This is a genomic window from Streptomyces sp. CT34 (assembly GCF_000805335.1).
GTDB lineage: Bacteria > Actinomycetota > Actinomycetes > Streptomycetales > Streptomycetaceae > Streptomyces.
The window spans coordinates 5,749,330-5,760,691 of record NZ_KN708638.1 but is presented as its reverse complement, the minus strand read 5'-3'; the positions used below and the strand labels follow the sequence as shown (position 1 = coordinate 5,760,691).

Sequence of the window (11,362 nt, the reverse complement as noted above, 5' to 3'; positions counted from 1 at the left end):
GAAATTCAGCCGAAGAGCGGCAGCCGGCGGGGGCTCCCGGAACGCCCCGCCCGCGTCAGTAGGGACGCGGGTATCCGTAACCGTAGGACGGTCCGGGAGCGGGCGGCCGGGTAGCGCCGTCGCGGTCGAAGAAGGGGCGCGCGCAGGCCCGCATCCACATGCCGACCGGGTCGTACTCGTCGTTCATCGCGACGGTCGAAACGGGCAGACCGTCCGGAACGGCGCCCATCGACTGCTGGATCATCAACCGCACCGAATCCACCGCCGGCTGGCCGGTGTCGTACAGATCCAGCCCGATCGCCAGATACGGGGCACCGAGGGCGGGTTGGACCCAGGCCCGGCGCAACGACCGTACGGCGGGCGTGCGGTGGGCGTTCTGGGCGAGCAGGGCGTAGAACTGCGGGATGTCGATGACCGGTTCGGAGATCCGCAGCGGCCCGGCGGGCAGCCGGTCGAGACCGCCGGCGATCCGCCGCAGGTCGAGCCAGGGGATGCCGACGCCGCCGCCCGGAGCGTGCGGGTTCAGCCACAGCCCCCAGCGGTCGGGGAAGAGGGCGGCGGCGATCTCCGTACCGGTGACCAGCTCGTGGTCGCGGTTCCAGCCGGAGGCGGCCAGTTCGGCGGCGGAGGTCACACAGGGGGCGTAGCCCAGCCCGTCGACCTCCATGTTCCCGTACTGGGCGTCGGGCATCCCGGCGCGGCCGTGCCAGAGGAGCATCCAGACCTGGCTCCGGGCGAGCGCGTGCAGCAGCGCCTCGTAGGCGTCGTAGCGGCCGGGCGAGACCTGTTGCAGCATCTGCTCGACCTGGCCGGCCGCCGCCGGCCCCTGATGCGCACCCGCGCTCACGTGGTCCCGTCCCTTCTGTCAGCAGGGCACGTGAGGGTGCGCCCGCCCGTCGTCCAACCAGCTTACGAGTGGTCCCGGGTGTAGAAGGGCCGCACGCGCTCCAGCATCCAGTCGGCGACCGGATCCCCCTGGGCGATGTCGAGCAGGACGAGCTGGACGGGCCAGGGCACCGGCACCGCACCGAGCGCACGTCCCAGGGCCGTCAGCACCTCTTGGCGGGCGCCGCCGTCGTACAGCCGCTCGGCGGGCACGTCGAGCTGCACGCCGACGAACAGCGCGGGCGCGTCGCCCTCGACACTCGCCAGGGCACGCCGGGCAGTCAGGACAAACCCGGCACCGGAGAACTCCAGTCCGGCCGCGGCGAGGAAGTCCACCGGCTCGTCCTGCCAGTCCGGTTCGAAGAGCCGCACCCGGGCGCCGCTCGGCAGACCGGCGGTCGGCTCCGCACGCCCGGTGCGGCACAGCTCGGCCACCGCGGGCGGCGGCAGCGGGATGCCGACCGTGCCGTCGGGGTTGACCGCGATGCCCATCAGCGGCGGCAGCCCGCGGGCGAACTCCCGGGCGAGCGCGACGGTGAAGCTCATATGCGCCCCGACGACCCTCATGAACTCCTGCTCGGAGCTGAAGACCGGGACGTACGCGGCCCCGCCGATCTCCACCGTCGGCACGTCGAGGCCGGCCGTCCCGAACCCCGCGCTGTCCGGGCCGCCTCCCTTGGGCAGTGGCACCCACACCCGGCTGCGGCCCAGCACCTCGACGATCCGGCCGCCCGCCTCCGGATGCCCGACCGACGCGGCCAGCACCTCTTCGAGCTCGTTCGCCGGCCAGGCCAGCTGCGGAATCCCCTGGTCCGGGAAGTCCCCCGGCGCCGGAAAGTTCCCCGGAAAGTTCTCCGGATAGTCCATGTCACCCACCCATTGCCGACCGCGCGCTGTCTGGCCAAAGACCCTAGCGGGAGGTACCGGTGCGCCCGAAGCCGGAGCCGCACACAGGAGCAGGGTGCCTCCGGCGACGGCCGCCGCCGGAGGCACCGCGGACCCGGCGGCTTCCGGAACCGCGTGGCCGCCCCGGCGGGGCCGGCCGGGGCGGGGCGACGACCAGGGCTCCTTTATCCGGCGATCCCGTGTAATGATGTGGCCGCCACGGGCGCACCTCTGGTCACCCGTGCGCCGCCAACTCCATACCGGCCGCTTGAACCCGCGCGGGAGAGTCCCCGGCCACCACGGCGGGGCGCCGAAGGAGCAAGTCCTCCCTTGAATCTCTCAGGCCCCTATACCGCGCGGGCGAGGCAGATCTGAAAAGCGAGCCGCTGCCCGGTTGCCGGGGCGGCTCCACCCAAGGTGCAAACCGGGTCCGTTCGCGGGATCCCGGTGAACCTCTCAGGTTCCGATGACAGATGGGGAGACCGTCTTGTCACCCATGCCCGGGAGCCCGGAACGATGACTGAAGCCCCCCGCCGCACCGCGCTGGACGCCACCCATCGCGCGCTCGGCGCGACCATGACCGACTTCGCCGGCTGGGACATGCCGCTGCGCTACAGCAGCGAGCGCGACGAGCATGTCGCGGTCCGCACCCGCGCCGGCCTCTTCGACCTCTCCCACATGGGCGAGATCACCGTCACCGGCCCGCAGGCCGCCGACCTCCTCGACTACGCACTGGTCGGCAACATCGGCGGCGTCGCCGTCGGGCGCGCCCGCTACACCATGATCTGCGCGCCCGACGGCGGCATCCTCGACGACCTGATCGTCTACCGGCTCGCCGAGCAGGAATACCTGGTCGTCGCCAACGCCGCCAACGCGCAGGTGGTGCTGGACGCGCTGACCGAGCGGGCCGGCGGCTTCGACGCCGCGATCCGCGACGACCGGGACGCCTACGCGCTGATCGCGGTGCAGGGCCCGGAGTCCCCGGGCATCCTCAAGCAGCTGACCGACGCCGACCTGGACGGGCTGAAGTACTACGCGGGCCTGCCCGGCACGGTCGCCGGAGTGGACGCGCTGATCGCCCGCACCGGGTACACCGGCGAGGACGGCTTCGAGCTGTTCGTCCGGCCGGCGGACGCGGTCGCGCTGTGGGAGGCGCTGACCGAGGCGGGCCGGGACGTCGGACTGGTCCCGTGCGGGCTGTCCTGCCGCGACACGCTCCGCCTGGAGGCCGGTATGCCGCTGTACGGGCACGAGCTGACCTCCGCCACCACGCCGTTCGACGCCGGTCTGGGTCGGGTGGTGAAGTTCGAGAAGACCACCAACGGCGGGGACTTCGTGGGCCGCGCCGCGCTGGCGGCGGCGGCCGAACGGGCCGCGAGCGCACCGCCGCGCAAGCTGGTCGGCCTGATCGCCGAGGGCCGCCGGGTGCCGCGCGCCGGACACCCGGTCGTCGCGGCCGACGGCACGGTCATCGGCGAGGTCACCTCCGGGGCGCCCTCCCCCACCCTCGGCAGGCCGATCGCCATCGCGTACGTCGACGCGGGCTACGCCACACCGGGCTCCGAGGGTGTCCGGGTGGACATCCGTGGAAGCCATGAGCCGTACGAGGTCGTCGCGCTGCCCTTCTACAAGCGGCAGAAGTAGCGGCCGGGCCGCCACCGCAGTAACGGTTCACCGGCCGCGGACCCGGCGGCGCCGCACCACCGCCGCGCGTCTCCCGGCACGACCCGCGCCCCGGCCTCGCCAGGGGCGACCCCCGTCACCACCACACCCCCGCGTACAGGAGAATCGAACCATGGACAACCCCCAGCAGCTGCGCTACAGCAAGGAGCACGAGTGGCTGTCGGCCGCCGAGGACGGCGTCTCGGCGGTCGGCATCACCGAGCACGCGGCGAACGCGCTCGGCGACGTCGTCTTCGTGCAGCTCCCCGAGGTCGGCGCCACGGTCACCGCAGGCGAGACCTGCGGTGAGCTGGAGTCGACCAAGTCGGTCAGCGACCTCTACTCACCCGTCGACGGCGAGGTCACGGAGGTCAACGAGGACGTCGTCACCGACCCCTCGCTGGTGAACTCCGCCCCGTTCGAGGGCGGTTGGCTGTTCAAGGTGAGGGTCACCGGCGAGCCGGAAGACCTGCTCACGGCCGACGAGTACACCGCCTTCACCGCCGGCTGAGCCCGCCCCTGCCGGAGCTTCGCACCCGTCCCGATCCTCCAGGAAGACCTCATGTCGCTTCTCAACAGCTCTCTCCATGAGCTCGACCCCGACGTCGCCGCCGCCGTCGACGCCGAGCTGCACCGCCAGCAGTCCACCCTCGAAATGATCGCCTCGGAGAACTTCGCTCCGGTCGCCGTCATGGAGGCCCAGGGCTCCGTCCTCACCAACAAGTACGCCGGGGGCTCCCCCGGCCGCCGCTACTACGGCGGCTGCGAGCACGTCGACGTCGTCGAGCAGATCGCCATCGACCGCATCAAGGCCCTCTTCGGCGCCGAGGCCGCCAACGTGCAGCCGCACTCCGGCGCACAGGCCAACGCCGCCGCGATGTTCGCGCTGATCAAGCCGGGCGACACCATCCTGGGCCTCAACCTCGCCCACGGTGGACACCTCACCCACGGCATGAAGATCAACTTCAGCGGCAAGCTCTACAACGTCGTCCCCTACCACGTCGACGAGAAGACCAACCTCGTCGACATGGCCGAGGTCGAGCGCCTCGCCAAGGAGCACCGCCCCAAGCTCATCGTCGCCGGCTGGTCCGCCTACCCCCGCCAGCTCGACTTCGCCGCCTTCCGCCGGATCGCGGACGAGGTCGGTGCCTACCTCATGGTCGACATGGCCCACTTCGCCGGCCTCGTCGCCGCGGGCCTGCACCCCTCCCCCGTCCCGCACGCCCATGTGGTGACCACCACCACCCACAAGACCCTCGGCGGCCCCCGCGGCGGTGTCATCCTCTCCACCGCCGACCTCGCCAAGAAGATCAACTCCGCGGTCTTCCCCGGCCAGCAGGGCGGCCCCCTGGAGCACGTGATCGCCGCCAAGGCGGTCTCCTTCAAGGTCGCCGCCTCCGAGGAGTTCAAGGAGCGCCAGCAGCGCACCCTCGAAGGCGCCAGGATCCTCGCCGAGCGCCTCGTCCAGGACGACGTCAAGGAGTACGGCGTCTCCGTCCTGTCCGGCGGCACCGACGTCCACCTCGTCCTGGTCGACCTGCGCGACTCGGAGCTGGACGGCCAGCAGGCCGAGGACCGCCTCCACGAGGTCGGCATCACCGTCAACCGCAACGCCATCCCCAACGACCCCCGCCCGCCGATGATCACCTCCGGCCTGCGCATCGGCACCCCCGCGCTGGCCACCCGCGGCTTCCGGGCTGATGACTTCCGCGAGGTCGCCGACATCATCGCCGAGGCCCTCAAGCCCAGCTACGACCGCGACGCCCTCAAGGCCCGGGTCACGGCGCTCGCCGAGAAGTACCCCCTCTACCCGTCCCTGTGACGCGTTTCATGACATGAGGGCCGGCCCGTTCGCGGGCCGGGACGAAGCGGGTGGCGAGCCCGGGGCCGGTGGCCGGCCCCGGGCTCGCGCCCTGCTGCCCGGATTCCTCCGTTGTTCCCGCTGACATCCGTCCGACGCCCACCGTCCGGCGGCAGCACCACCCGAGCGGGTTACGCTCGACAGTCGGGACGGAAAAGCCCCTCCTGCCCGACTTGCTCCACCGTCCATCACGAGCAGACAAAGGAGTCCGCCCCCGTGGCCATCTCCGTCTTCGACCTCTTCTCCATCGGCATCGGCCCCTCCAGCTCGCACACCGTGGGCCCCATGCGCGCCGCCCGGATGTTCGCCGGCCGGCTCAAGAAGGACGGTCTGCTCGCCCAGACGGTCTCCGTACGCGCCGAGCTCTTCGGCTCCCTCGGTGCCACCGGCCACGGCCACGGCACCCCCAAGGCCGTCCTCCTCGGCCTCGAAGGCCACTCCCCCCGCACCGTCGACGTGGAAACCGCCGACGACGAGGTCGCCCGCATCCGCACCACCGGCCGCCTGCGCCTCCTCGGCGCCGAGATAGGCACCGCCCACGAGATCGCCTTCGACGAGTCCACCCAGCTGATCCTGCACCGCCGCCGCTCGCTGCCGTACCACGCCAACGGCATGACGCTCTTCGCCTACGACAGCGCCGGCGCGCCCCTGCTGGAGAAGACCTACTACTCGGTCGGCGGCGGCTTCGTCGTCGACGAGGACGCGGTGGGCCAGGACCGCATCAAGCTCGACGACACCGTCCTGACGCACCCCTTCCGCACCGGCGACGAACTGCTCCGCCTCTCCGCGCAGACCGGCCTGTCGATCTCCGCCCTGATGCTGGAGAACGAGAAGGCGTGGCGTACGGAGGAGGAGATCCGCGCGGGCCTGCTGGAGATCTGGCGGGTCATGCAGGGCTGCGTCCAGCGCGGTATGTCCCGTGAGGGCATCCTGCCGGGCGGTCTGAAGGTCCGCCGCCGGGCCGCCAACGCCGCCCGCGCGCTGCGCGCCGAGGGCGACGCCGCCGCCCGCGCCATGGAGTGGGTCACCCTCTACGCCATGGCCGTCAACGAGGAGAACGCGGCCGGCGGCCGGGTCGTCACCGCCCCCACCAACGGCGCCGCCGGCATCATCCCCGCCGTCCTGCACTACTACACCAACTTCGTCCCCGGTGCCGACGAGGAAGGCGTGGTCCGCTTCCTGCTCGCCGCCGGCGCGATCGGCATGCTCTTCAAGGAGAACGCCTCCATCTCCGGCGCCGAGGTCGGCTGCCAGGGCGAGGTCGGCTCCGCCTGCTCGATGGCCGCCGGCGGCCTCGCCGAGGTCCTCGGCGGCTCCCCCGAACAGGTCGAGAACGCCGCCGAGATCGGCATGGAACACAACCTCGGCCTGACCTGCGACCCGGTCGGCGGTCTCGTCCAGATCCCCTGCATCGAACGCAACGGCATGGCCGCCGTCAAGGCCGTCACCGCCGCCCGCATGGCCCTGCGCGGCGACGGCCGGCACCACGTCTCCCTCGACAAGGTCATCAAGACCATGAAGGACACCGGCGCCGACATGAGCGTCAAGTACAAGGAGACCGCCCGCGGCGGCCTCGCGGTGAACATCATCGAGTGCTGAGGTAGCACCTCGGTTGTAGGCCCTGACCAGCGCTTTCGCATCTTTCGGCGCGGTCAGGGCCTGCTCCGCCCACGCGGCGGAGAGTCCCTGAAACCTCCCTGGGGCAGACGTGAAAGTCCCGGAAAAGTCCCTGGGAAGCCCTTCGCGGATCGCCTTCTGACCTGGGGACTCATCGCGCCTGCTCGACTTCGGGCCCTCCCCTGGGCGCCGCCGGCACGAAGGACCGGCCACGAATCGCGAACACCCAATAACAAGAGTTTTGTTAAAGTAGCTCCATGGCCACCTCCTCCGCTCCCGGCGAAGGCCCCGTCCGTCCGGTCTCCGTCTCCCTCCACGAAGGCACCATCGCCGCCCTGAAGGCACGTACCGGCAAGCGAGGCATGTCCGCCTACGTCGAAGCCCTCATCCAGCGCCAACTGGAGCGGGACCGGCTGCGCGAACTCATCGAAGACGCCGAGGCCGAACACGGCCCGGTGGACCAGGTAGCGGTCGAGACCAAGCGGGCCGTCCTGCGCGGTGACACGGCCGGCTCGGCGGACGCCGCGTGAGCGGAACGCTCGTCCTGGACTGCGAGGGGCTCTCCAGACTCGTACGGCGCTCCCCCGAACTCACCGAGTGGCTGGCCGCCGCCGAGGCCGAGGACATCCGCGTGGTCACCAGCTCCGTCACGCTGGTCGAAGCCCGCGACCCCAAGGTCAACCAGGCCCGCTTCGACTACGCCGTCTCCCGCGTGAACATCGTCCCACCCACTGAAGCCATCGCCCGCCACGCCAGCAAACTCCTCGCCGCTGCCGGACTGCACGGCCACAAATTCGCCCTCGACGCCATCGTGGCCGCCACCGCACTCGCCTCGCCCGCCCCCGTGACCGTCCTGACGTCGGACCCCGAGGACCTCCGTATGCTGTGCGGCCCCGGAGTCCGGGTGGTCAGAGTCTGAACCGCACCGCAGGTCCCGCCCAAGCAATCTGCACCAGCAACAGCACACTTCGCGCTCATTGTCCGTCGCGCGACGGCAACCCGTGGCCGCTCCCCCCACCACCACGTGACCATCCGCCGCCTTCCGGCAATACAAGCGGCCGTCGGCAGCGGTGAGCACCACCGCCGGTGCGGTGTTGCTGGGATCGGTCTTCCCGCTGCTGGTGGTGCTCTTCCACCTCGCCTCCCGTGGCCGGTTCGTCTTCGAGGGGTTGTGCGTGGTGGTCGCGATGGTCGGCAGTTCGCTGGCGCATCCGGGGAACAGCCTGTGGATGACCCGTAAATACGGGCCGCTGATGGTGCTGCTGCTCGCGGTGGTCATCGGACTGTGGACGGGCAACCGCCGCCGGCACGTCGCCTCGCTCGCCGAACAGGTCAACCGTCTGCGGGTGGAGCGCGAACTCCGCGCCGAGCAGGCCAGGTTGGCGGAGCGCACCCGGATCGCCGCCGAGATGCACGATGTGCTCGCCCACCGGCTCACGGTCATCGCCCTGCACACCGGAGCCCTCAAGCGGCGGGCCGCCGACCTTCCCGAGCCGGTGGCCGACCGCATCGGCCTGCTGCGTACCGCGTCCACCGACGCGCTCGGCGACCTGCGGGACGTACTGGGTGTGCTGCGCGGCCACGATACCGGGGAGAGGCCGGCCTCACGGGTACCCGGACTGCCGGAACTCTCGACCGTGATCGACGAGGCGCGGACGGCCGGACAGCGGGTCGAAGCGGCCATCGAGGGTGATCCCGACTCCCTACCGGCCAGCCATCGGCTCGCCGTTCACCGACTCGCGCAAGAAGCCCTGACCAACGCCCGTAAGCACGCCGCCGGAGCGACCGCGCAGCTCGAGGTGCGCTACGGCCCGCCCCAGTCCACGGTGGTGGTCCGCAACCCGGCCGGCGCCTCGTCCGAGGCCGCGACCGAGGGTTCCGGCTATGGCCTGATCGGACTGGCCGAGCGGGTCGCCGCGCTCAACGGCCGTCTGGAGTACGGTCCTACGGGGTCAGGTGACTGGCGGGTGGCCGCCACCATCCCGCTCGATGACCAGGGCGGCAGGGGGACGACATGATCCGGACGATGATCGCCGACGACGACGGCCTGGTGCGGCTGGCGCTCGCCGACATCCTGGACGACGCCCCCGGCATCGCCGTCGCCGCACAGGCCGCCGACGGCCGGGAAGCCGTCCAACGGGCCACCGCGCAGCGCCTGGACGTCGTGCTGATGGACGTGCGGATGCCCCGCATGGACGGTATCGAGGCCACCAGGCACCTGATCGCGTTGCCCGAGCCGCCCAAGGTCATCATGCTCACGACGTTCGACCTGGACCAGTACGTCTACGACGGGCTGGCCGCCGGCGCGGTCGGCTTCCTGCTGAAGGACACCGACCCTGCGGAGATCATCCGGGCCGTCGAGGTCGTCGCCGACGGGCAGGCGATGCTGCACCCCCATGCTGCCCGACGGCTCGTCGAGCACCATCACCACACGGCGGGCGGGGCCTCGGCCGCCGCCCGGACCCGGGTGGAGCGCCTGACGCCACGCGAGACCGATGTGCTCAGGCTCCTGGCCGGCGGTGCGTCCAACGCCGAGATCGCCACCGGGCTGGGTATGCGGGAGAGCACGGTCAAGGCACACGTCAGCCGCATCCTGGCAGCCCTTGAGGTGGACAACCGGGTCCAGGCGGCGTTGTGCGCCAGGGACGCCGGGGTGACGCGCTGAGGCCGCGGCGAACCACCCTGGTGCTGCCGCCGCAGCATGATGCGCCCCTTCAGGGTGACGGCACCGGTTGCCCAGATATCAGCACAGCAAGGTCGGGTCCTGACCCCGAGAAGTGGTCACCTGTTCGCTGACGCCGGCCCCACGCCGGCCCGAGTCGTGCTCCCCTCAACCTCGGTGCCCATCACCTGGGCCGGCTGCTCCATGCTCCTCTCGATCCGTCTGCCATCGGTCATGCGAGGCCGGCCCAAGGACGCGGAGCAGGTCGGTAGCGGCTGTTGTCGTCGCCCCGGTGGTACCGGCCGGGTTCGTGGGCGGGTCCGGTCTGCGGCGGTGTCGCCGCAGACCGGACCGCGGTCATGCTCTCGGGCCGGCCGGGGGCGTGGTGCCGTCCGGTGACCCGGTGTTGGGGTGCGGGTGGGTGAGGATCAGCGGTTGGTCCACAGCACCCACTGGGCGTTGCCGTTGGCGCACTGGTACTGGTCCCAGTGCTGGCGCTGGATGCCGTCCTGGCCGGCTTCCTCGCAGCCGCTGTGGGTCCAGTACTTGTCGCGCAGGATCCAGCCGGGGGGCGCATCGGCGGCGTGTGCCTTCTGCGCGGTGATGGTGTGCTGGGCGGGTACGGCGGGGGCTGCCGAGGCCGGAGCGACGGCGGTCAGGCCCACGGTCCCGGCCAGGGCCGCCGTGGCGAGGCCGGCTGCGATACGTGTGCGCATGTTCTTCCTTCCGTTGTCGGTTGCCATGCACCCGGTACACGTACGGCGGGGCGTTCTTGTACGACATGGGGAAGGGTGACCTGTGTCACTTTCGACCTGTGTCGCTTTTCGGGTGTGCGCCGCATCGCCCGGGACGGCGCACGCGGGTCCGGCAGCGGGTGGCCGAGGTCTGACCTTTTGAGCCGGGCCGCCACGATCCTGGTTGCATCCGTCACCGGGGGAACCCGGTCCTGAGCACCGCCGCGGAGACCGGCAGGCAGGGCCTCGGTACGGCCCGGGGGAACACCGGCACGGTGGGGCCGACTTGCCGACCGAGCCGCGGTACCACTTGCCCACGTACGCGGTTGCTGCCCCGTCCATACGGTCCCGGAGTCGTCGGCCACCAGCACGCCGCCCGCGTGCGGGGCGACGGCCGGGTCGGGCCGCAGTGGTTCCGGGCGGCGGGCGTTGACCGCTTCCTGATCCCGGGCCGGCTCCGAAGAGGAAGAACCGCGGCCGCTGCACCGCCGGATGCCGGGCACCGGCCACCGGTTCGGCAACCGGCCAGGCAGGGCAGCGTCCTGTTCCGGTCCCGCGGCAGGAGCAGCCCGGCCGGATACTCGCCGAATCCGCGCCGCTGGGCCCGGCGTTCCGAAAAGATCGTCGAGCGGCGGCGTGCGCTTCCAGCAGACCCGGCGCGGGCGGATACGGCAGCCGCTTCGTCATCTCCGCTTCTCTGACCGGGAGTTGAGTCTCCTCTCCCTCCGGCCCACTCCTCCAGGAAACCGCCGCCGACAAACCACCGTCCGGTGCGGTTTGTCAGCGCCCCGAAGGGGTGCGGGGAACCACGCGACCAGCCACGACGCACCCGCGGGCGACGCGCCGGGCTTCCGGCGGAACGCTTGGTGCGCGAGGGTGCTGCCGGTGGTCGGGTGATCGGCGTCCCTGTGACGGCGGCGGGCCGGTCACCGGCCCAAGTGCCCGAAGCTGCCCGGTGGAAGAGGGTGGGGGCGGCGGTTTCGTCGGTGCCGAGGGCGTCCACGTGGCCGGCACCGCCGTGGTGGTCGGCGTCGGCTCGCCCGCCGGTCGCAGCCG

11 protein-coding genes and 1 riboswitch are annotated in these 11,362 nt (G+C 71.6%); of the genes, 8 read left to right on the top strand and 3 right to left on the bottom strand.

Annotated features, from left to right (window positions below):
• Positions 1-55 precede the first annotated feature (55 nt).
• Both RZ84_RS25250 and RZ84_RS25245 read right to left on the bottom strand, forming a co-directional pair.
• Positions 56-847 carry an enhanced serine sensitivity protein SseB C-terminal domain-containing protein gene (locus tag RZ84_RS25250; protein ID WP_043266216.1) on the bottom strand — a complete coding sequence of 264 codons (792 nt, stop codon included), beginning with the start codon at positions 845-847 and terminating at the stop codon, positions 56-58.
• A 62-nt stretch (positions 848-909) separates the two neighbouring features.
• On the bottom strand, positions 910-1,752 hold the full coding sequence (locus RZ84_RS25245; RefSeq protein WP_078894165.1) for an enhanced serine sensitivity protein SseB: 843 nt from the start codon (positions 1,750-1,752) through the stop codon (positions 910-912).
• Between the two features lie 287 nt (positions 1,753-2,039).
• Positions 2,040-2,135, top strand: a riboswitch (glycine riboswitch).
• 151 nt (positions 2,136-2,286) lie between these two features.
• On the opposite strand from RZ84_RS25245, the gene gcvT reads away from it, so the two are divergent.
• The 8 genes from gcvT (at position 2,287) to RZ84_RS25205 (ending at position 9,575) form a co-directional block, all read left to right on the top strand.
• A complete protein-coding gene (gcvT, locus tag RZ84_RS25240) occupies positions 2,287-3,414 on the top strand; it encodes a glycine cleavage system aminomethyltransferase GcvT (protein ID WP_043266215.1) in 1,128 nt (375 codons plus the stop codon).
• A gap of 151 nt (positions 3,415-3,565) precedes the next feature.
• Entirely contained in the window at positions 3,566-3,943 is a 378-nt protein-coding gene (gene gcvH / locus RZ84_RS25235) for a glycine cleavage system protein GcvH (protein ID WP_043266214.1), read from the top strand.
• 51 nt (positions 3,944-3,994) lie between these two features.
• On the top strand, positions 3,995-5,254 hold the full coding sequence (glyA, locus tag RZ84_RS25230; RefSeq protein ID WP_043266213.1) for a serine hydroxymethyltransferase: 1,260 nt from the start codon (positions 3,995-3,997) through the stop codon (positions 5,252-5,254).
• A 255-nt stretch (positions 5,255-5,509) separates the two neighbouring features.
• Complete coding sequence (locus RZ84_RS25225) at positions 5,510-6,892, top strand: L-serine ammonia-lyase (RefSeq protein ID WP_043266212.1); 1,383 nt, start codon at positions 5,510-5,512, stop codon at positions 6,890-6,892.
• 275 nt (positions 6,893-7,167) lie between these two features.
• Positions 7,168-7,440, top strand: coding sequence for a hypothetical protein (locus tag RZ84_RS25220; RefSeq protein ID WP_043266211.1), 273 nt, complete (start codon positions 7,168-7,170; stop codon positions 7,438-7,440).
• Positions 7,437-7,829 (top strand): type II toxin-antitoxin system VapC family toxin, encoded by a 393-nt coding sequence (locus RZ84_RS25215; protein WP_043266210.1) that lies wholly within the window; start codon positions 7,437-7,439, stop codon positions 7,827-7,829. Before RZ84_RS25220 ends, RZ84_RS25215 begins: the two co-directional genes overlap by 4 nt.
• Positions 7,830-7,980: 151 nt before the next feature.
• A complete protein-coding gene (locus tag RZ84_RS25210) occupies positions 7,981-8,928 on the top strand; it encodes a sensor histidine kinase (protein WP_241777853.1) in 948 nt (315 codons plus the stop codon).
• Positions 8,925-9,575: a response regulator transcription factor gene (locus tag RZ84_RS25205; protein ID WP_043266209.1), complete on the top strand. Its 651-nt coding sequence runs from the start codon at positions 8,925-8,927 to the stop codon at positions 9,573-9,575. Before RZ84_RS25210 ends, RZ84_RS25205 begins: the two co-directional genes overlap by 4 nt.
• 425 nt (positions 9,576-10,000) lie before the next feature.
• On the opposite strand, the gene RZ84_RS25200 is transcribed toward RZ84_RS25205, so the two are convergent.
• Positions 10,001-10,288, bottom strand: coding sequence for a hypothetical protein (locus RZ84_RS25200; protein ID WP_043266208.1), 288 nt, complete (start codon positions 10,286-10,288; stop codon positions 10,001-10,003).
• Positions 10,289-11,362: the final 1,074 nt, after the last annotated feature.